Here is an 18,891-nt window from a genome sequence, read left to right as displayed (position 1 = left end):
CGCCGGGCGTACTTCCCCCGCGCTCATCGGGTTCCGCCCCCGAGCCCGCTAGCCCGAGTCAGCGCCGCCGCCAGCGAGCCGTCCTGGTCACCGGCCCGCCCAGCCGACCGCCAAGCCACGAAGGCATCCGGCCGGACCAGCACCGCGCCGTCCTCGGACACGCCATAGGTCTCCGCCCACGCCCGGTCCTCCGGCACCAGGTCACCCCCGTCACCGACCACAAAAGCCCGCACCGGAATGGAAAGCTGCTTCGCGACCCGCTCGGCCGCTTCGCACCAGCCGCTGTTCCGCGAGCCGGTCAGCAGCACGAAGTCGTCCCAGAACAGGTCTATTGTGGACAGCCGATCACCGTCGCGCCGCAGCCACAGGTGCGGGGCGCGGGTGCCCGGCTCGCCGGTGAGCTCCAGGTTCGGCGTCAGCACCGGCGCGTCCTCGCGGCCGCCGGTGATGGCGTCCGACTGGTACCGGTAGCCCAGGGTGATGATGATGTCGTCCACCATGGACGCCACCGTCTCCTCGTCGGCGTACCCGTGGCGGATGCGGTTGCGGACCATCGCCTGCCGCGCCATCGCGCCGCCGACGCCCCGCCGTTCCGCGTCGTAGGTGTCCAGCAGCGCGTCGCCGGCCCGGCCGGCCAGCACCGCGGCGAGCTTCCAGGCGAGGTTGTGGGCGTCGTGGATCCCCGTGTTGGCCCCGAAACCACCGGCGGGTGGGTGCACGTGCGCCGCGTCGCCGGCGAGGAAGACGCGCCCCTGCCGGAACGTCTCGGCCACCAGCTGCGCACCCTGCCACGGCACCTTCGCGACGATCTCGACGGCCATGTCGGACTTCCCGGCGGCCGTCCGGATGATCTCGACGCAGCGCTCGTCCGGGTAGTCGTCGGGCGTCTCGCCCTTCTCCGGGTAGTACAGCGGCGCGGCCAGCCACGGGTCGGCGCCGTGCAGCCGGGACAGGCCCATCAGCGTCCCGGGCGCCGCGGTGGCGTAACACAGGATGAACTTGCGGTCCTTGAGCACGGTCGTGAGTTCGGGCGCACGGAAGTAGATGCTCAGCGCGTTGAAGACGGTGCCGATGCCCGTCCGCTCCAGGCCCAGTGCCTGCCGGGTGCGGCTGCCCGCGCCGTCGGCGCCGACGAGGTAGTCCGCGCGGACGGTCGTCTCCTCGCCCGAGGCGAGGTCCCGGATCGTCGCGGTGACGCCGTCGTCGTCGCTGGTGAACGACGTGAGCCGGGTGCCGAACCGCAGCTCGGCGCCCGAGTCGCGGGCCAGCCCGGCCAGCACGCGCTCGTACCGGTCCTGGCCGCAGCCCATCACCCGCTCGGGGCTCACGGTCGGGCCGTCGAGCGACGGCGCTTCGAGCACGACGGCGTCGTCGATCTCGGCGAACGTCCGGGTCTGCAGGATCCCGCCCTCGAAGTACGGGTGCGAGTCCCCCACCTCGAGCGCGCGGATCTCGTTGTGCACCCCCGCCGCGCGGAACAGCTCCATCGTGCGCGCCTGCAGCCCGGGGGCGCGGGGCAGCGTCGACGTGCTCGCCCGCTGTTCCACGAGCAGCGACCGGACGCCGTGCCGGCCGAGGAAGAGCGCGGTCGAGACACCGACCGGGCCGGCGCCCACCACGAGCACCGGCACCCTGATTTCAGCCATGCGGTCTTCCTTCCTCGATCTTCCTCGAACCGTGCTCAGGCGAAGCACACCTTGGCCAGCAGATCCAGCTGCTCGGCGTCGTCGGTGCAGGGGAACAGCAACAGCTCGTCACAGCCCGCCTCGGCGTAGCTGTCGACGGTCGCGCGCAGGGTGGTCTCGTCGGCGATGACGCCGGACGCGAGCGCCTCGGCCTTCGCGCCCATGTAGGAGTAGTAGTCACGCAGGTACGTCCCGGCCGCGGCCTTGCGCTCCTCGCCGAGCGCGACGTACGTGAGCGCGCCCAGCTTCGGGGTGTCCGTGCGGCCCGCGGCCGCCCAGGCCGCGCGGACGGTGTCGGCCTGCTGCGGGTACCGGTGCACCGGGCCGCCGCCGGAGACCCAGCCGATGCCGTGGGCCGCGGCGCGCGGGATCGACGCCGCCGAATTGCCGCCGCCCCACAGCCGGACCTCGCCGTTGGCGGGCTTCGGGCCGATGCCCGGGACGGGCCCTTCGCCCGCCCACACCTGCCGCAGCTCGCCGAGCAGGGTGTCCAGCCAGCGGCCGCGGGTGTGGAAGTCGACGCCGGTGGCGACGAAGTCGTCCTCACGCCCGCCCGCCGCGAACCCGACCACCAGCCGCCCCTCGGCGATCCGGTCGACGCTCGCCAGCTGCTTGGCCAGCAGCGCGGAGCTCGGCCAGTAGGGCGCCAGCAGGATGGTCGGCGCCAGGGTGATGCGCGTGGTCACCGCGGCGGCCGCGGCGAGCGTCACCACGGCGTCGTAGCTGTCGTAGACGAGCCGGTCGAGCACGGCGAGCGTGCTGAACCCGAGCTCCTCCGCGCGGATCGCGAAGTCCGTCAGCTGCCGGCCGCCCGTGCCGGGCACGGTGTTCGGCAGTCCCACTCCGATGTCCATCTCAGTCCTCCTAAGGTTTCCCGGCCAGCACCGACTCGTCGAAGTCGATCCGCTTGAGCGACCACTTCGCCACCTGCAGCGACGTCGCGGTCGCTTCCGTGGCGTACTCGAACATCTCGGCCTGGTACCGCTTCGACGCCTCGGCGATCGAGCACTCGCCGCGGTCCGCGGCCAGCAGCGCGCGGGTCAGCGTGGCCGCGTCACGCACCGCCGTGTTCGCGCCGACCCCGCCCGAGGGCGGCATCGCGTGCACCGCGTCCCCGATCGGGATGACGGCACCCGGCTCCCACAGCTCGATCGGCGCGGTCGCCCGCACGGCCACCGGGAACGTCTCGGCGACGTCGGCGTACCGCAGCACGGTGCGCAGCGCCGGGTGCCAGCCGGTCGTGCGGTCCTGCACGAACCGCCACAGCCGCTCGCCCTCCATGGCGAGGAACTCCTCGTCGGGCAGCCCGGTTTCGGTGCGGTGCATGGAGAAGACCGACATGAAGTAGTCGTCGCTGTCCGGGAGGTCGAGGCCGGGCCACAGTTTCCCGGCCGCCTCGGCCGGACGGGTCCGGAAGGCCATCGGCATCAGCCCGAGCTTGGGCCCGTCCGAGCCGATCACCCAGGTGAACCGGTCCTGCAGCACCTCCGGCAGCTCGCGCCGCAGCTCGGGGACGAGCGGGATCCGGCCGAAGATCGTCCGGACGCCGAGGTCACGCGGTTCGGCCTGGACGCCGACCGCCCGGCGCAGCACCGAGTTGCCGCCGTCCGCGGCGATCAGGACGTCACCGGTGGCGGTGGTCCCGTCGGTGAAGTGGGCGACGACCGTCCCGTCGGGACGCTGCTCGTGCCGGGTGAAGCGCTTTCCGAAGTGGACGGCGTCGTCGAGGCCGGCGAGCAGCACCCGGCGCAGGGTGACCCGGTCGACGGCGTCGACCTTGTCGGCCGCGCCCGCCCGCGGGTCGGTGATCTCCGGGCCGGGCTGGGCGGTCAGGTGCTCGTCGTAGATGGCCATGCCGTAGCCGTAACGGCTGTTCGCGGTCGCGGTCAGCAGCGCCTGCGCCCGCTCGGGCAGGCACTCGCGCAGCGCGCGTTCACCCTCCGGGCTGATGTGCAGGCGGTAACCCTGGTTGCGGCCGCGCACCGACTCGTCGCGTTCGTACACCGAGACGCCGAGCCCGGCCTTCCGGAGCCCCTGCGCGAGGCACAGCCCGCCGACCCCGCCGCCGATGACGACCACGCGCAACCCTCGCCGTGAAGTGGTCATCGGCTCAGACCCCGCCGTCGACGTTCAGCGTGACACCGCTGATGTAGCGCGACGTGTCCCCGGCCAGGAACAGCACGGCCCCGGCGACGTCCTCCGGCTGGCAGATCCGGCCCAGCGCGGTCATCCCGACGATGCGTTCGACCGCGTGCGGCGGCAACCCGGCGCCCGGTTCCGTCTCGGTCAGGCCGGGTGCGACGGTGTTGACGCGGATCCCGCGCGGGCCGAGCTCCTTGCACAGCCCGCGGGTGAACCCGATGATCGCCGCCTTCGACGCGGTGTAGTGCACGCCGTTGACCCGCCCGCGCAGCGCGACCGACGAACCGACGTTGACCACGGAAGCGCCGTCGGTCAGTGCACCGAGGACCCCTTGCGTCACGAGGTAGGCCGAGGTGACGTTGTGCGCGAGCAGCCGTTCCCACTCGGCGTCGCCGATCTCGGCGAACGGCACCCCGCCGTCGACGCCGACGTTGTTCACCAGGACGTCCAGGCCGCCCCAGGTGTCGCGCACGACCCCCGCCAGGCGTTCGACGTCCGGCCGGCTGGTCACGTCGGCGCGCACCACGAGGTGCTGCTCGCCGCGGTCCTTCAGCTCCCGGGTGAGACTCTCCGCCGCCTCGTCCGCGCTGTGGTGGCAGGCGAGGACCCGGGCCCCGGCGTCCGCGAACGCGAGCGCCGTGGCGAGCCCGATCCCCTTGGTACCACCGGTCACCAGTACCCGTTTACCGCGAAGCCCTTGTTCCACCGGACGCCACCCTTCTCGCTCGCCGGCCGTGTTCGGACGACGCCGATGCTGTCCGCACCCGCTGAGCCCGTGCTGGGGCCGGGATCGAGAACCCCTCGCGCCAGCCGGGCTTGAGCCCCGCCCCACCCCGCGGTGAAAGCGTGATCACCCCGAACCGGGCGAGGCTCGTGGCCGCCCGAACCCGAGAAAGGACGTCCAGCGCATGACGAGTACCGCACCGGATGTGCACACCCCCGCAGGGATCATCAGGCTCTGCAACGCCTTCTGCGACGCCAAGGCGCTGCTCACGGCGGTGGAGCTCGACCTGTTCACCGTCCTGCACCCGGGACCGGCGACCGAGGACGAGCTCCGGCGGCGGCTGAACCTGCACGGCCGCGGCCTGAGCGACTTCCTGCACCTGCTGGCCGCCCTCGGGCTGCTGGAGAAGGAGGGCGAGCAGTACCGCAACGCGGCCGGCGCCGACCAGTACCTGGTCCGCGACACCCCCGGTTACGTCGGCGGGTTCCTGCACCGTGCCAACAACAACCTGTACCCGGCCTGGGGCCTGCTGACCGAGGCGCTGCGCACCGGCAAGCCGCAGGCGGTGGGCGACTTCGAGCAGGTGATCCAGAACCCGCAGGTGCTCGGCCAGTTCATCCGGATGATGGACGCGCTGACCCAGGTGCTCGGCCCGCAGCTCGTCGAGGCGTTCGACTGGTCCGGGAGCAGGACGCTGACCGACGTCGGCGGCTGCCGCGGCAACATGGCGGCCCAGATCGTCGCGGCGAACCCCGGCCTGGCCGGCAACGTCTTCGACCTGCCGCAGATGGCGCCGTTCTTCACCGAGCACATGGCGAACCTCGGCCTGAGCGACCGGGTCACCTTCCACGGCGGCAACTTCTTCCACGACCCGATCCCGCCGGCCGACCTGGTCGTCGTCGGGCACGTCCTGCACGACTTCGACCGTGACCAGCGGAAGTTCCTGGTGCACAAGGCGTGCGAGGCGGTCAACCCCGGCGGCGCGCTGGTCGTCTACGACCGGATGCTCGACGAGGAACCGAACCACGTCGAGAACCTGGTGATCAGCCTGGACATGCTGCTGGTCAGCGACGGCGGTTCGGAGTACCCGGCGAGCGAGGTCCGCGAGCACGCCGCCGAAGCCGGCTTCACGTCGTTCACCGAACGGCCGCTGGGCGACTACGACACGCTGGTGGTCTGCCGCAAGCCGTGAGTCTCTTGCAGACGAAGAACGGGCTGGGATCCGCGGATCCCAGCCCGTTTCCGTTGGTACGACTCAGCTGCGCGGAACGGCGAACTGCGTGACCGACCGCAGCAGGCTGGCCCGGAACGTCCGCAGGAAGCCCTCTTCGGTGCTCGTGTCCCGCGGGTTGTTCAGGTACGGCGCCAGTTTGCGCTCGACCTCGCGCACGCCCGGTTGCCCGGCCATGAACCGCGCGACGGCGTCCAGGTCGCCTTCGTACTCGATGAACCGCACGAGCGTGGCGTCCCGGATGAAGACGGCCGTGGCGAGGATCCGGCCGGCCTGCGCACCGTCACCGCCCGGCACGAGGTTCGACTTCGGCCGCTGGAAGCCGCTGAAGACCTCGGCGACGTCGTCCTCGTGCCCGCCCTTGATGTCGTAGGTGATGGCCGCGTACGGCATGGCTCACCGCGCCTTCCGGGCGACGACGGCGGTCTCCAGGCCGTCGAACAGCGGGATCGTCGACGTCGACGCGAACCCGGCGTCGGCCGCGTACCGGCGGCAGTCGGCGACGGTGTACTCCGACCCGCCCGGCGTCACCACGAGCAGGTTCAGGCAGCCAAGCAGGCCGACGGCGTTGACCCGGCGCTCGTCGTCGATCATCCGGTCGTAGATCACCACGACCCCGCCCGGGTTGACCGCCTCGTGGGCGCGGCGCACCAGCTCGGCGCGCTGCTCGTCGTCCCAGTCGTGCAGGATGTGCCCGAACACCAGGACGTCCGCCGAGGGCAGCGGCTCGGTGAAGAAGTCGCCGACGACGAACCCGACGCGGTCGCCGGTGCCCTTGCGCCCCATGTGCTCCTCGAACAGCTCGGCCAGCTCCGGCCGGTCGAACACGGTGCCGCTCAGGTGCGGCTGGGCCTTCACCAGCGACGCGGACATGTTGCCGCGCGCGCCCCCGACGTCGACGAACGTCCGGTACTTGCTCCAGTCCAGACCGGCGGCCAGCTCGGCGCCGATGTGCGTGGTCCACGCGTCCATCGCCGCGATGAAGCTGCGCCGCTCGTCCATGTCCTCGTACAGGCGCTCGAAGTAGTCCTGGGTGTCCCAGCCGATGTACGGCTTCCCGGAGCGGAGGCTCTCGGTCAGCCCGCCCCAGGCCCGGAACAGGTGCTTGCTGGCCTGCCGCATCCAGCCGCCGAGGTAGGTTTCCTCGTTCTCGTCGAGGAAGTAGGCCGTCTCGGCCGTGTTGCGGTAGCGGTCGCCGTCACGCTCCAGCACGCCGAGGGCGACGAGCGCGTCGAGGAAGTCCTTCGACGAGCGGGGGTGCAGGTCCAGTCGCTCCCGCAGCCGCGCCTCGGTCGCCTCGCCGGCGCCGAGTTCGGTGAACAGCCCGATCTCGACGGCCGTCAGCAGGGTCTTCGCCGCCCAGAAGGACGTGCCCAGCTCGATCAGCGGCCGGGCGCTGAGCGCCCCCGGAACGGTGCTCTTTTCGGTGGTGGTCGTCATCGTGAAACGGTCCTTCCCCTTGGCAACGTGCGTGGTCACCACGCGAGCGGCAGGATCTCCGGCCGGGTGAACGCGCGGTTCGCTTTCCATTCGAGTTCGGCCTGCGGTACGGCGACGCGGAACTCGCCGAGCAGCTCGAGCATCCGGTCGAGCGCGACGGTGAGCTCGACCCGGCCGAGGTGCGCGCCGAGGCAGTGGTGGATCCCGTGGCCGAAGGCGAGGTGCGGGTTGACCTCGCGGCCCAGGTCGAGCTCGTCGGCGGCGGTGAACACGGTCTCGTCCCGGTTCGCCGAGTTGATGCACGGCAGCACGGCGTCACCCGCCGCGATGGCGACCCCGCCGATCTCCATGTCCTCCAGCGCGATCCGGATCGGCCCGACCCCGCCGCCGGCCTGCGAGTAGCGCAGCAGCTCGTCGACGGCGGCCGGCAGCCCGGCCCGGTCGTCGGCGAGCTTCCCGACGGCGCCGGGCTGCTCGGTCAGCGTGAGCACGCCGTGCGCGATCTCCGACGTCGTCGCGTGGTAGCCGGCCATCAGCATGGTTTCGCCGAACGCCAGCAGTTCTTCGGTGCTCAGCGAGTCACCCTCGTCCCGCGCGGTGACGAGCACCGTGAGCAGGTCGTCGGCCGGGTTCTTCTGCTTCGCCTCGATCAGGTCGTTCAGGTACTGGCGAAGCTTCCCGGCGGCGTCGCGCACTTCGTCCATCGAAGACGCGCTGACGCTCAGCATCACGTCGGTCCAGCCGCGGAACAGGTCGTGGTCCTCCTGCGGGACACCGAGCATCTCGCAGATGACCGTGATGGGCAGCGGCTGCGCGAGGTGCGCGACGAGGTCGGCCCCCGGTCCTTCGTCGCGCATCCGGCCGACCATCTCCTCGGCCAGCTGCGCCACCCGGGGCCGCAGGTTCTCCAGCTGGCGGGTGGTGAACACCCGGCTGACCAGCTTCCGCAGCCGCGTGTGCTCCGGCGGGTCCATCACGAAGATCGACTTGGACCCGGCGGCCACGGGCAGCAGCCGCGGGGCGCCGGGCCGGGTGATGGCCTCCCGGCTGAACCGCGGGTCGGCCAGCACCCGGCGCACGTCGGCGTGCTGGGTCACCAGCCAGACGGTGTGCCCGTTGGCCAGCGCGACCCGGGCGACCGGCCGTTCGGCACGCAGGAGCGCGTACTCCTCCGGCGGCCGGAGCGGGTGTTGCGCGACGAACGGGAAGCGGAGCAGTTCTTCTTTGCCTGTCATCAAAACCCCTTGCTTCTCACCGTGCCCGGAACCCTCACAGGACTCGCTCAGCGCCTGCTCGACCGCCGATCAAGGCCGCCAGCGACGCGACGACGTCCGACGGCGCGGGCTGCTCCCGCATCTCGGCGGCGACTTCGCGCGCCGCCCGTCGTTCGACGGCGTCGCCGGCCACCAGGCGTTCGATGTGCTCCTCGATGCCGGGGAGTTCCTCGACGCCCAGCACCGTTCCCGCGCCGCGCGCGGCGACCCGCGCCGAGTGCCCGGCGTGGTCCGGCAGCTGGGGCACCAGCACCGACGGCAGCCCGGCCCGCAACGCCGTCAAGACGCTCGCGGCGCCCCCGTGCCCGACGAGCAGGTCGCACCGCGCCAGGACGGGCTCGAGCGGCTGGTCGACGAGCACCGTCGTGTCGTCCGGCAGCGGGCCGAGCAGCGCTCGCTGGCTCGCCGAGATCGCGACCACGACCTCGACGTCCAGTTCCGCCGCGGCCGCGGCGATCCGGCCGACGGGGAAGCGCCCGGCGTCGACCTTCGCGATGGTGTGCCCCCAGCTGACGCACACCCGCGGCCGCTCGCGCGTCTCGGCGAGGTCGACCGGCAGCACGGTGGCGCCGCTGTAGGGCACGTAACGCACGGGCAGCCGACGGTACGTCACCGGCCCCTGCACGCTGGCCGGCACCGGGTCCACGGTGACGTCGCCGCACAGGTCGAACCCCGGCGCGCCGACCCGTTCCGCCAGCGGCGCGAACACGCCGGCGAGCTTCGGTGCCACCCGGCTCATCAGGTCGGCCCCGTACAGGTGCCGCACCGCGGGCACCCCGGCCGCCGCGGCCGCGAGCGGACCGGCGAGCGCCGTCTGGTCGTGGACGACGACGTCCGCGCGCCAGTCGCGGACCAGCGCGGTCAGGTCGTCCGCCATGGACTCGGCGTGCGCCAGCAGCATCGCGACCGCCCGCGGTGGGCCCTCGGTCTTGCCGGGCCGGAGGTACTCGCGCACCATCCCGGCGGTGTCGACGTCCGTGCCGACCGCCACGGCGGGCAGTCCCGCGCGGACGATCTCGCCGACCAGTCCGGGCTGGCTCGCGAAGACGACGTCGTGCCCGGCCGCGCGGCAGGCCCAGGCGAGCGGCGCGAGCGCGTAGAGGTGCGTCGGCCACGCCCAGGTCGTGAACACCACCCGCATGTGCTGCCTCCTCAGGTCTTGGTCCGCGACCGTCGCACCGGGTGCTGAAGGATCGCTGGAGTGACCGGTTCCCCAGCGCAGGTCGAGGTGGCGGGGTGAGCATCGGCGCCGTGAACGCACACCACACCGCCCTGGTCACCGGGGCCAACCGCGGACTCGGGCGCGCCGTCGCCACCGAACTCGCCCGCCGCGGCCTCCGGGTGATCGCCACCGCGCGGGACACCACGACCACGCCCGACCTCGGCCCGGGCGTCGTCTGGCACCAGCTCGACGTGACCGACCCGGAAAGCGTGCGCCAGGCGGCTTCCGCTCTGTCTGAAGTGGACACCTTGGTGTGCAATGCGGGCGTCCTCTTGGACGGCGGCCGAGATCCGCTGACGGTCCCGCTGGACCTGGTCGAGCGCACCCTGGAGGTCAACGTCCTGGGCGGCTGGCGCGTCGCGCAGGCGTTCGTCCCCCCGATGGTCCGCCGCGGCTGGGGCCGGGTGGTGTTCGTGTCGAGCGCGACGGGTTCGTTCACCGTCGGCCTGTGGCCGGGCGCGCCGGGCTACTCGCTGTCGAAGACCGCGGTGAACGGCCTGACCACGTTGCTGGCCACACAGACGGCGGACACCGGGGTGCTGGTGAACGCGGTCAACCCGGGCCCGACGCGCACGAGGATGGTCCCCAACGCCGAGCGCACCGCGGCGGAGGCGGCGGTGGACATCGCCGACGCGGCAACGCTTCCCGATGACGGTCCCACGGGAACCTTCCTCCGCCGCGGCGAGCGCATCGCGTGGTGAGCGGGATTCAGCTGCGCCGCAACCCATCCACCGCGGCCCGACGGATTTCCCGCATCGCGAACACATCCCAATGGAGCGCGGGCTCAGCCCGGATCAAGCCATGCCGCAACCATCCACCGCGGTCGGCCGGAACTCCCCGCACCGCGGCGAACACATCGCCTGGTGAGCCGAGATCGAGCCGTGCCGCATGCCGGCCGGAACCCTCCCACCCCGCGGGGCACATCCCGGCAACGCGAGCTCAGCCACGCCGCAGCCCCGAACCAAAATCACCGCACCGCGGCGATCCAACCGCGCCGCGACCCAATCCCGCTGCGGCGACGTGAGCGGGATTCCGCCGCGCCGCAACCCATCCACCGCGGCCCGGCCGGACCCTCCAGCACCACGGCGAACGCGTTACCCGGCGACCGGGTTCAGCCGGGATCAAGCCGTGCACCAGCACCCCTGCCGAGCATGAACCAGCCAGCCCACGATGTCCGAAGGAGGCGAAATCCGTGCACCGCACCCTGATCGTCGCGAAGCTCAAGACGGAGGACCCGCAGGAGATCGCGTCGGTCTTCGCCGAATCCGACGCCACCGACCTGCCCCGGATGGTCGGGGTCACCCGCAGGACGCTGTTCAGCTTCCACGACCTGTACTTCCACCTGGTCGAAGCGGGCGACGACATCTCGCCGAGCCTCTACCGCGCCCGCGGCAGCGCGCTGTACCAGGACATCAACACCAAGCTCGCGGAGCTCGTCTCGCCGTACGACCCGAACTGGAAGGAACCGAAGGACGCGATGGCGTCACCGTTCTACGTCTGGACGCCCGAGAACGGCCGCGAGCGATGAGCGCGGTGAAGGTCAACGTCGCCGACGCCGTGCCGAACCGCCGCCGGGGTGGCGACATCCGCGTCACGCTGAGCCCGAAGACCGTCGGCGCGACCTCCGGGTTCGGCGGGTTCCTGACGCTGGCGGCCGGCGAAGCCGTGACCGAGCACTACCACCCGTACTCCGAGGAGTTCGTGCACGTGGTGGCGGGCGAGCTGGAGATGACGCTGGACGGCACGCCGGTCCGGCTCGGGCCCGGTGACTCGCTGATCGTCCCGATCGGGCTGCGGCACCGGCTGGTCAACGTCGGTGACGCGGAAGCGCGCGCCGTGTTCCACCTGTCGCCGCTGGCGCCCCGCCCGGAGCTCGGGCACGTCGACACCGAACAGCCGCTGAACCCGGAGGCGCCGAACCCGGCGGTCGGGGGTGCCCGGTGACCCGGACGGCCACCATCACCGGGATCGGTGTCGTGGCACCGGGCGCGGTGGGCCGGGAGGCCTACTGGGACCTGCTGACCGCGGGCCGGACCGCGACCCGCCGGATCAGCCTGTTCGACGCCGACGGGTTCCGGTCGCGGATCGCGGCCGAGGTCGACTTCGACCCGAAGGCCGCCGGCCTGTCCCCGCCGCAGATCCGGCGGATGGACCGCGCCGCCCAGTTCGCCGTGGTCGCCACGCGGGAGGCGATCGCCGACAGCGGCCTCGACCTGGGCGGGGTCGACCCGGGCCGGATCGCGGTGAGCCTCGGCAGCGCCGTCGGCTGCACCATGGGCCTGGAAGAGGAGTACGCCGTGCTCTCCGACGGCGGACGGCGCTGGCTGGTCGACCACACCTACGGCGTGCCCCACCTCTACGGCTACATGGTGCCGAGCACGCTGGCCGTCGAGGTCGCCTGGGAGGTGGCGGCCGAGGGCCCGGCGGCGCTGATCTCGACCGGCTGCACCTCCGGGCTCGACGCCGTCGGCCACGCCGTCTCGCTGATCGAGGAGGGTTCGGCGGACATCGTGATCGCGGGCGCGACGGACGCGCCGCTGTCCCCGATCACCTCGGCCTGCTTCGACGCGATCCGGGCGACCTCGCCGAACAACGACGACGCCGAACACGCGTCGAGGCCGTTCGACGCCACCCGGGACGGGTTCGTGCTCGGCGAGGGTTCGGCGGTGCTGGTGATCGAGGAGACCGGGGCCGCCCGCCGCCGCGGCGCCCGCGAGTACGCGCGCGTCGCCGGGTTCGCCAGCCGCAGCAACGCCTTCCACATGACCGGCCTGAAACCGGACGGCCGCGAGATGGCCGAGGCGATCAAGGTCGCCATGGACGCCGCGCGGCTCGATCCGGCGGACGTCGACTACGTCAACGCCCACGGCTCCGGCACGAAGCAGAACGACCGGCACGAAACCGCCGCGTTCAAGCGGAGCCTCGGCCACCGCGCGTACGAGGTGCCGGTCAGCTCGATCAAGTCGATGATCGGGCATTCCCTCGGCGCGATCGGCTCGCTGGAGATCGCCGCCTGCGCGCTCGCCCTCGAGCGCCAGGTCGTCCCGCCGACCGCGAACCTGCACCACGCGGACCCGCTCTGCGACCTCGACTACGTGCCGCTCACGGCCCGCGAGCACCCGATGGACGTGGTGCTCTCGGTCGGCAGCGGCTTCGGCGGCTTCCAGAGCGCGATGCTGCTCGACCGGCCGGCCAGGGCGGGGGTGCGCTGAGGGCGTTCCTGTCGAAAGGCTGTGAAACGGACACACCCGGCACTCTCCGGCACGCCCGGGCGTTCTCCAGGTAGCAGGAGGAGGACCGATGGGTGCGCTGGGAACGTTGCTGGGGTTCGCGCTGACGCTGTACATGCTGGTGCTGATCGCGCGGATGGTGCTGGACTGGGTCGGCATGCTGGCCGACAGCCCGCCGTGGACCCGGCGGGCCCGCGGGCTGGCCTACGCGGCGACCGAACCGGTCATCGGGCCGGTGCGGCGCGTCGTGCGGCCGGTGCGGCTCGGCGGGATCTCCCTGGATCTCGCCTTCACGCTGGTGTTCGTCGCGGTGCTGGTGCTGCGGTCAATCGCCTTCAGCCTGTAGCGTGCCGCGGAAGCCGGCGGACAGCCGGTCGACCCCGCGCTCCAGCTCGGCGCGCACCGCGCGCAGGTCGATGCCGTCCGGGTCGATCAGGGCCTGCATGGAGATGCCCCGCAGCTGCGCGAGCATCGCGGACGCGTACCCGTCGACGTCGCGGACGCCGGTCATGGAGCCGTCCGCGACCCCGCTGGCGACGGTCTGGGCGATGGCGAAGCGGAACCGCCGGTCCGCCTCGGTCAGGGCGGCGCGCATGGCCGAGCTCTCCGCGGACGCGTCTCCCCAGAGCGCCAAGAACGCGTGGTTGAGCGTCGGCATCGTCTCGATCAGCTCGAAGATGATGTCCAGCAGCGCCCGCAGCATGTCCATCGGCGTCGCGGTGGCGGACCCGGTCCGGGCCGCCACCGCTTCGCTGTAGGCGTCGGTGAACTCCTCGACGGCGTGCTCCACGAGCCGCTGCCCGAGGCCGTCCTTGTCGCCGAAGTGCTGGTAGATCACGGACTTCGCGTAACCGGACCGGGCGCAGACGCCGCCGAGCTTCATCCGGCCGAAGCCTTCTTCGGCGATGACGTGCGCGGCGGCGTCCAGAATGCGTGCCTCGACGGCGTCGTCGCCGTCCTGCTGGATCCGGCCTGCGGCGGAACGGTCCACCGCGCCATGCTAGCCACTGGAACCGGACATCACCGGCCAACCGGCGACATATCCGCTTGACCAGCGGTTATTTGACGAACCGGCCGACGAAGTCCAGGGCGGTGGCAGCCACTTCCTGCCAGCCGCTGTCGATCGTCAGGGAGTGACCGCGGCCGGGGAGCTCGGCGAACTCCGTGACCCCCGGGTTCTTCCGCTGCCGCTCGTAGGTGGCGTGCGCGATCGCGTGCGGCACCTGGTGGTCGTACTCGCCGGAGATGACGAGCATCGGCCCGCGGTCGGGGTGCAGGTTGTCGGCCTTGACCTCGGTGCGCGGGTTGATGTTGGCGAACGCGGCCTGGAAGATCGGCACGCCCGAGCCGGCGACGTGGAACTTCTGGTACAGCTCGTGCGCCTCTTCGTCGCTGACGGCGTTGGCGAAGCCGTACTTGAACTGCTCGAACGTCAGCGCCACCGCCCGGTGCCGGTTGGCCGGGTTGGTCAGCACCGCCGACGACGCCTTGAGCGCGCTGGCCGGCAGCGGCAGCACCCCGCGCGAAGGCGCCGGGTCGATCGCGACGGTCGCGACCGACAGCCCGCGCCCGGCGAGCATCTGGACGAGCAGCCCGCCGAAGGAGTGCCCGATGATCGCCGGCTTGCGGTCCAGCTTCTCGACGATCGCCTGCTGGTACGCCGCGACGTCGCCGATGCCCTTGTTGGCGAAGACGTCCGGGTTGGCCCGGGCCTCCTCGACGGTGGCCGGGTCGTCGGGCCAGCCCGGCGTGACCGCGGCGTAGCCCGCGGCCTCGAAGAACTCGGCCCAGCGGTCCCAGCTGGTGTCGAGCAGCCAGAGGCCGTGGACGAAGACCACCGGCTGCTTGCCGGAGCTGTTGGCCCGTTCGACTTCGGCCAGTTCCTGGGCGGTCGGTGCGGGGACGGTCATGCTCACTCCCGGATGAATTCGAGCAGTTCGGCGTTGAACCGGATTTCGTGATCGCCGCACAGGCCGTGCGGCGCGCCCTCGTGGACGACGAGGGTGGCGTTCGGCAGGATCTCGGCGCTGCGGCGGCCCGCCGCGCCGATCGGGACGATCTGGTCGTCGTCGCCGTGCACCACCAGCACCGGGATCTCGATCTTGCCGAGGTCGTCGGTGAAGTCCTGTTCGGAGAACTGCGCGATGCAGTCGTAGGCCGCCTTGTAGCCGACCTGCATGCCGAGGCGCCAGAACTGGTCTCGCAGGCCCTGCGAGACCGTCGACCCCGGCCGGTTGGCGCCGTAGAACGGCGCGGACAGGTCCTGGTAGAACTGCGACCGGTCGGCCGCGACGCCGGCCCGGATGTCGTCGAACGCATCCTTCGGCAGGCCGCCGGGGTTGGCGGGGGTCTGCAGCATCAGCGGTGGCACCGCACCGAGCAGCACGGCCTTGCGGACCCGGTCGCTGCCGTGCCGGGCCAGGTAGCGCGTCACCTCGCCGCCGCCGGTGGAGTGCCCGACGAGCACGACGCCGGTCAGGTCCAGCGACTCGATGACCGCGGCGAGGTCGTCGGCGTAGGTGTCCATGTCGTTGCCGGTCCACGTCTGGCTGGACCGCCCGTGGCCGCGCCGGTCGTGCGCGATCGCGCGGAAACCGTGCGACGCCACCAGATTCAGCTGCGGGTCCCACGCGTCGGCGTTCAGCGGCCAGCCGTGGCTGAACACCACCGGTGACCCGGAACCCCAGTCCTTGTAGAAGATCTCGGCACCATCGGAAGTGCTGGCGTAAGGCATCACGACCTCTTTTCTGCCGGAGAACCGAGCCTAGAAGCGCCCGGCGCGCGCCGGATCGGCTCTCGGTGCCCGGCCCTCGGCCGTCCGCGCCACGCGATTGCGAGGTCCGGCGCTGTCGGCGGGCCCCGCGATCGGGTTGACTGGACGTCATGGCCGTGGTTCCGGACACGAGGCACCCTCAGCTCGCGTGGTGGTCGTTCGGACCGCTGACGCTGTCCCGCGTCGAACCGGCCGGCACCCCCGTCCCGCGCGGGGCGGACCCCGGCGAGCTGAGCCTGATCGCCACCCCGCGGCCGGTCACGTTCGTCTGGCTGGGGCCCGGCGGCTCGCGGACGCTGCACATCCCGCCCGACGAGCTGGCCCTGCCCGCCGCGACCGTCCGCCGGGCCGCACCCCGGCTGGCGGCGAGCCCGCTCCACCGGCTGGTCGCGCACCACGTCCAGGACCTGGCCCGCGACGCCGACACCCTCAGCGCGACACCCTCGGCGGACGCGCTGGGCCGCGTGTGCGTCGACCTGGTCCGGGCGCTGCTGGTGAGCGCGGCGGGCGAGGAGCCGACGCTGATCGCCCAGGTCCGGGCCCACGTGCGGCACCACCTCGGCGACCCGGACCTGTCCGCCGCGTCGATCGCCGCCGCGCTCTCGGTGTCACCACGCCAGCTCTACCGCGCCTGCGCGGACGCGGACGTCCGCCTCGAGCAGTGGATCATCACGGCCCGGCTGACGGGCGCCCGCGCCGACCTCGCCGACCCGCGGCACGGCCAGCTCCCGATCGCCGCGGTCGCCCGCCGCTGGGGGTTCAAGGACCCGACCCACTTCACGCGCCGGTTCCGCGCCGCTTACGGCGTGCTGCCCAGCGAGTGGCGCCACCGTCAGTGAACGGTGCGGGACCCGTCAGCGGCCCCCGGCAGTCTTCGGTCATCACCACCGACCGAGAGGAACCTCCGATGACCGCCAAGACCGTGCTCGTGTCCGGGGCCAGCATCGCCGGCCCGTCCGCGGCCTACTGGCTGCACCGCAGCGGCTACCGCGTCACGGTCGTCGAAACCGCGCCGGAGCTGCGGCCCGGCGGCCAGGCCGTCGACTTCCGGGGTGAGCAGGTGAAGCTGCTGACCGCCATGGGCATCCTCGGCGACGTCCGCCGGTACGAGACGGCGATGGGCGAGCAGACCGTGCTCGGCCTCGACGCGAAGCCGCAGCTGACCGTGGCCGGCGCCGCCTGGAGCGGCGAGGTCGAGATCCTGCGCGGCGACCTCGCGCGGATCCTCCACGACCACACCAAGGACTACACGGAGTACGTCTTCGGCGACCGCGTCACGAGCCTGACCGAGACCGCCGACGGCGTCGACGTCACCTTCCGCCGCGGCGCGCCGCGGCGGTTCGACCTGGTCGTCGGCGCGGACGGCGTGCACTCGGGCGTGCGGGCCGCGGCGTTCGGGCCGGAGGCGGACTTCCGCCGTGACCTCGGCTTCGGCATCGCCGGGTTCACCGCGCCCAACCACCTCGGGCTGGACCACACGAGCGTGCTCTACAACGAGCCCGGCCGCGGCCTGATGGTCGGCAGCCACCGGCACGCGGACCGGCTGCACGTCGGCCTGGTCTTCGCCGCCGACGGCGTCGAGTTCCGCCGCCGCACCACCGACGAGCAGCGGGCGCTGGTCGCGCAGCTGTTCGCGAACACCGGCTGGGAGACGCCGAAGCTGCTCGAAGCACTGCCCGCGGCCGACGACCTCTACGTCGACTCGATCAGCCAGATCCACCTCGATCGCTGGTCGAAGGGCCGGGTCGTGCTGCTCGGCGACGCCGCGTGGTGCGCCGGGCCGGGCGGGTCCGGCACCGGACTGGCGATGATGGGCGCCCAGGTGCTGGCCGGGGAGCTGACCGCGGCCGGCGGTGACCACGTGACGGCGTTCGCCCACTACGAGCAGCGGCTGCGCAAGCCGGCCACGGTCGGGCAGAAGAACGGCAAGGGCTCCGGCAACTTCCTCGCGCCGCGCACGGCCGCGAAGATCCGCAGCCGCAACCGCGCGTACAAGATGCTGAGCATGCCGTTGTTCGGCGGTATCTTCCTGCGGATGACCGACCGGGCGGCCAACGCGCTCGAGTACCGTGAGTACCCGGCGCTCACCTCGGCGTGACGCGGCGATCTTCGTCTCTTCGGGGGATCCGGCTGGCGGCCCGGCGTGACGTGCGTCACTCTTGACGCCATGTCAATACGCCGGGCCCACGACGCCCCGGTCAGGACGGCACTCGTCGGCCTGGCGGTGCTGGGGCTGGGCGTGGTGACCGCGATGAACGCCCGGTCCCTGCCGGTGATCGGCGACGGGACCACGTACTCCGCCGAATTCGGCGAAGCCGCGGGACTGTTCGAGGGCAACGACGTCCGGATCGCCGGGGTGAAGGTCGGCCGCGTGTCGGACATCCGGTTGCGCGGCGACCACGTCCTGGTGTCCTTCAAGGCGAAGGGCGCGTGGCTGGGCGACACGACGGGCGCGGCGATCCGGCTGAAAACCGTGCTGGGCCAGAAGTTCCTTGCCCTCGACCCGCAGGGTGAAGGCACCCTCGACCCGGAAACGCCGATCCCCCGCTCGCGCACGACCGTCCCCTACGACGTCCTCACCGCGTTCGGCGAGCTTTCGTCCACAGTGGACCGCATCGACACCGGGCAGCTGGCGAAGAGCTTCGACACGCTGTCCGCGACGCTGGCGAACACACCGGAGAGCGTCCGGGCGGCGCTCACCGGGCTGTCGCGGCTTTCGGACACCCTCGCCTCCCGTGACAACCAGCTCTCGACGCTGCTGGCCAACACCCGGACGGTGTCGCAGACGCTCGTCGACCGCGACGCCGCCGTGCAGCGGATCCTGAACGACGGCAACCAGCTGCTCGAAGAGGTGAGCCGCCACGAAGACGCGATCACGTCCCTGCTCGACGGCTCACGGCAGCTGGCCACCCAGCTGTCCGGGCTGATCACCGACAACGAGGCGCAGCTCGGGCCGCTGCTCACCCAGCTCGACCAGCTGACGTCGATGCTGCAGCGCAACCAGGACGCGCTCGCCGCCGGCATCCGCGGGTTCGCGCCGCTGATCCGCCTCGCCGTCAACCTCTCCGGCAACGGCCGGTGGGTCGACGGTTACCTGTGCGGGCTCGTGCTGCCGTCGTTCGGGCCGCTCAACCAGGAAGGCTGCTTCGGCTGAGCGTGGCATGCTGACC

At 72.2% G+C, this 18,891-nt stretch carries 20 protein-coding genes; 9 read left to right on the top strand and 11 right to left on the bottom strand.

What is annotated here, in order from left to right:
- Positions 1-23: 23 nt before the first annotated feature.
- From ACIOD2_RS11015 to ACIOD2_RS11000, 4 genes are read right to left on the bottom strand one after another with little or no spacing between them, the layout of a single operon-like run.
- Positions 24-1,646, bottom strand: coding sequence for an FAD-dependent monooxygenase (locus tag ACIOD2_RS11015; RefSeq protein ID WP_400536608.1), 1,623 nt, complete (start codon positions 1,644-1,646; stop codon positions 24-26).
- A 35-nt stretch (positions 1,647-1,681) separates the two neighbouring features.
- Positions 1,682-2,539 (bottom strand): LLM class flavin-dependent oxidoreductase, encoded by an 858-nt coding sequence (locus tag ACIOD2_RS11010; RefSeq protein ID WP_400536607.1) that lies wholly within the window; start codon positions 2,537-2,539, stop codon positions 1,682-1,684.
- 10 nt (positions 2,540-2,549) lie between these two features.
- Positions 2,550-3,791 carry an FAD-dependent oxidoreductase gene (locus ACIOD2_RS11005; RefSeq protein WP_400536606.1) on the bottom strand — a complete coding sequence of 414 codons (1,242 nt, stop codon included), beginning with the start codon at positions 3,789-3,791 and terminating at the stop codon, positions 2,550-2,552.
- A gap of 4 nt (positions 3,792-3,795) precedes the next feature.
- The gene (locus ACIOD2_RS11000; protein WP_400536605.1) at positions 3,796-4,500 is read right to left on the bottom strand and encodes an SDR family NAD(P)-dependent oxidoreductase; all 705 of its coding nucleotides are present in this window, start codon (positions 4,498-4,500) and stop codon (positions 3,796-3,798) included.
- Positions 4,501-4,735: 235 nt separating this feature from the next.
- On the opposite strand from ACIOD2_RS11000, the gene ACIOD2_RS10995 reads away from it, so the two are divergent.
- Entirely contained in the window at positions 4,736-5,743 is a 1,008-nt protein-coding gene (locus ACIOD2_RS10995; RefSeq protein ID WP_400536604.1) for a methyltransferase, read from the top strand.
- A gap of 63 nt (positions 5,744-5,806) precedes the next feature.
- On the opposite strand, the gene ACIOD2_RS10990 is transcribed toward ACIOD2_RS10995, so the two are convergent.
- Genes ACIOD2_RS10990 through ACIOD2_RS10975 form a run of 4 tightly spaced genes read right to left on the bottom strand, consistent with a single transcriptional unit; the run spans position 5,807 to position 9,637 of the window.
- Entirely contained in the window at positions 5,807-6,175 is a 369-nt protein-coding gene (locus tag ACIOD2_RS10990; RefSeq protein WP_400536603.1) for a SchA/CurD-like domain-containing protein, read from the bottom strand.
- 3 nt (positions 6,176-6,178) lie between these two features.
- Complete coding sequence (locus ACIOD2_RS10985) at positions 6,179-7,222, bottom strand: methyltransferase (protein ID WP_400536602.1); 1,044 nt, start codon at positions 7,220-7,222, stop codon at positions 6,179-6,181.
- 35 nt (positions 7,223-7,257) lie between these two features.
- Complete coding sequence (locus tag ACIOD2_RS10980; RefSeq protein WP_400536601.1) at positions 7,258-8,457, bottom strand: cytochrome P450; 1,200 nt, start codon at positions 8,455-8,457, stop codon at positions 7,258-7,260.
- 34 nt (positions 8,458-8,491) lie between these two features.
- Positions 8,492-9,637 carry a nucleotide disphospho-sugar-binding domain-containing protein gene (locus tag ACIOD2_RS10975; protein WP_400536600.1) on the bottom strand — a complete coding sequence of 382 codons (1,146 nt, stop codon included), beginning with the start codon at positions 9,635-9,637 and terminating at the stop codon, positions 8,492-8,494.
- Between the two features lie 110 nt (positions 9,638-9,747).
- On the opposite strand from ACIOD2_RS10975, the gene ACIOD2_RS10970 reads away from it, so the two are divergent.
- The 5 genes from ACIOD2_RS10970 (at position 9,748) to ACIOD2_RS10950 (ending at position 13,294) form a co-directional block, all read left to right on the top strand.
- Positions 9,748-10,419, top strand: coding sequence for an SDR family NAD(P)-dependent oxidoreductase (locus ACIOD2_RS10970; RefSeq protein ID WP_400536599.1), 672 nt, complete (start codon positions 9,748-9,750; stop codon positions 10,417-10,419).
- A 491-nt stretch (positions 10,420-10,910) separates the two neighbouring features.
- Complete coding sequence (locus ACIOD2_RS10965; protein ID WP_400536598.1) at positions 10,911-11,246, top strand: TcmI family type II polyketide cyclase; 336 nt, start codon at positions 10,911-10,913, stop codon at positions 11,244-11,246.
- Positions 11,243-11,662 (top strand): cupin domain-containing protein, encoded by a 420-nt coding sequence (locus ACIOD2_RS10960; protein WP_400536597.1) that lies wholly within the window; start codon positions 11,243-11,245, stop codon positions 11,660-11,662. The genes ACIOD2_RS10965 and ACIOD2_RS10960 overlap by 4 nt, the downstream gene beginning before the upstream one ends.
- Positions 11,659-12,930, top strand: coding sequence for a beta-ketoacyl-[acyl-carrier-protein] synthase family protein (locus ACIOD2_RS10955; protein ID WP_400536596.1), 1,272 nt, complete (start codon positions 11,659-11,661; stop codon positions 12,928-12,930). The genes ACIOD2_RS10960 and ACIOD2_RS10955 overlap by 4 nt, the downstream gene beginning before the upstream one ends.
- A gap of 88 nt (positions 12,931-13,018) precedes the next feature.
- On the top strand, positions 13,019-13,294 hold the full coding sequence (locus tag ACIOD2_RS10950; RefSeq protein WP_323322995.1) for a YggT family protein: 276 nt from the start codon (positions 13,019-13,021) through the stop codon (positions 13,292-13,294).
- Here ACIOD2_RS10950 and ACIOD2_RS10945 read toward each other — a convergent pair.
- The 3 genes from ACIOD2_RS10945 to ACIOD2_RS10935 all read right to left on the bottom strand — a co-directional run bounded on the left by ACIOD2_RS10945 (position 13,274) and on the right by ACIOD2_RS10935 (position 15,682).
- A complete protein-coding gene (locus ACIOD2_RS10945; RefSeq protein WP_400536595.1) occupies positions 13,274-13,939 on the bottom strand; it encodes a TetR/AcrR family transcriptional regulator in 666 nt (221 codons plus the stop codon). The two genes, ACIOD2_RS10950 and ACIOD2_RS10945, sit on opposite strands and share 21 nt — an antisense overlap.
- A 67-nt stretch (positions 13,940-14,006) precedes the next feature.
- Positions 14,007-14,858 (bottom strand): alpha/beta hydrolase, encoded by an 852-nt coding sequence (locus ACIOD2_RS10940; RefSeq protein WP_400536594.1) that lies wholly within the window; start codon positions 14,856-14,858, stop codon positions 14,007-14,009.
- Positions 14,859-14,860: 2 nt separating this feature from the next.
- A complete protein-coding gene (locus ACIOD2_RS10935) occupies positions 14,861-15,682 on the bottom strand; it encodes an alpha/beta fold hydrolase (RefSeq protein ID WP_400536593.1) in 822 nt (273 codons plus the stop codon).
- A gap of 149 nt (positions 15,683-15,831) precedes the next feature.
- Between ACIOD2_RS10935 and ACIOD2_RS10930 the strand changes: the two genes are divergently transcribed.
- The 3 genes from ACIOD2_RS10930 to ACIOD2_RS10920 all read left to right on the top strand — a co-directional run bounded on the left by ACIOD2_RS10930 (position 15,832) and on the right by ACIOD2_RS10920 (position 18,875).
- The gene (locus ACIOD2_RS10930) at positions 15,832-16,560 is read left to right on the top strand and encodes an AraC family transcriptional regulator (protein WP_400536592.1); all 729 of its coding nucleotides are present in this window, start codon (positions 15,832-15,834) and stop codon (positions 16,558-16,560) included.
- 68 nt (positions 16,561-16,628) lie between these two features.
- Positions 16,629-17,819, top strand: coding sequence for an FAD-dependent monooxygenase (locus tag ACIOD2_RS10925; RefSeq protein WP_400536591.1), 1,191 nt, complete (start codon positions 16,629-16,631; stop codon positions 17,817-17,819).
- A gap of 69 nt (positions 17,820-17,888) precedes the next feature.
- Positions 17,889-18,875 carry an MCE family protein gene (locus ACIOD2_RS10920; protein ID WP_400536590.1) on the top strand — a complete coding sequence of 329 codons (987 nt, stop codon included), beginning with the start codon at positions 17,889-17,891 and terminating at the stop codon, positions 18,873-18,875.
- Positions 18,876-18,891: the final 16 nt, after the last annotated feature.

This window comes from Amycolatopsis sp. NPDC088138 (assembly GCF_044741685.1).
GTDB lineage: Bacteria > Actinomycetota > Actinomycetes > Mycobacteriales > Pseudonocardiaceae > Amycolatopsis.
Note: the sequence above shows the minus strand (reverse complement) of the source record. Positions and strands in the feature narration are given on the sequence as shown.

Coding starts and splice junctions, on each gene's coding strand:
- ACIOD2_RS10995 (WP_400536604.1), top strand. CDS start 4,736: ATGACGAGTACCGCACCGGATGTGCACACCCCCGCAGGGATCATCAGG.
- ACIOD2_RS11015 (WP_400536608.1), bottom strand. CDS start 1,646: ATGGCTGAAATCAGGGTGCCGGTGCTCGTGGTGGGCGCCGGCCCGGTC.
- ACIOD2_RS10985 (WP_400536602.1), bottom strand. CDS start 7,222: ATGACGACCACCACCGAAAAGAGCACCGTTCCGGGGGCGCTCAGCGCC.
- ACIOD2_RS10925 (WP_400536591.1), top strand. CDS start 16,629: ATGACCGCCAAGACCGTGCTCGTGTCCGGGGCCAGCATCGCCGGCCCG.
- ACIOD2_RS10950 (WP_323322995.1), top strand. CDS start 13,019: ATGGGTGCGCTGGGAACGTTGCTGGGGTTCGCGCTGACGCTGTACATG.
- ACIOD2_RS10930 (WP_400536592.1), top strand. CDS start 15,832: ATGGCCGTGGTTCCGGACACGAGGCACCCTCAGCTCGCGTGGTGGTCG.
- ACIOD2_RS11010 (WP_400536607.1), bottom strand. CDS start 2,539: ATGGACATCGGAGTGGGACTGCCGAACACCGTGCCCGGCACGGGCGGC.
- ACIOD2_RS10980 (WP_400536601.1), bottom strand. CDS start 8,457: ATGACAGGCAAAGAAGAACTGCTCCGCTTCCCGTTCGTCGCGCAACAC.
- ACIOD2_RS10935 (WP_400536593.1), bottom strand. CDS start 15,682: ATGCCTTACGCCAGCACTTCCGATGGTGCCGAGATCTTCTACAAGGAC.
- ACIOD2_RS10975 (WP_400536600.1), bottom strand. CDS start 9,637: ATGCGGGTGGTGTTCACGACCTGGGCGTGGCCGACGCACCTCTACGCG.
- ACIOD2_RS11005 (WP_400536606.1), bottom strand. CDS start 3,791: ATGACCACTTCACGGCGAGGGTTGCGCGTGGTCGTCATCGGCGGCGGG.
- ACIOD2_RS10940 (WP_400536594.1), bottom strand. CDS start 14,858: ATGACCGTCCCCGCACCGACCGCCCAGGAACTGGCCGAAGTCGAACGG.
- ACIOD2_RS10920 (WP_400536590.1), top strand. CDS start 17,889: ATGTCAATACGCCGGGCCCACGACGCCCCGGTCAGGACGGCACTCGTC.
- ACIOD2_RS10990 (WP_400536603.1), bottom strand. CDS start 6,175: ATGCCGTACGCGGCCATCACCTACGACATCAAGGGCGGGCACGAGGAC.
- ACIOD2_RS10960 (WP_400536597.1), top strand. CDS start 11,243: ATGAGCGCGGTGAAGGTCAACGTCGCCGACGCCGTGCCGAACCGCCGC.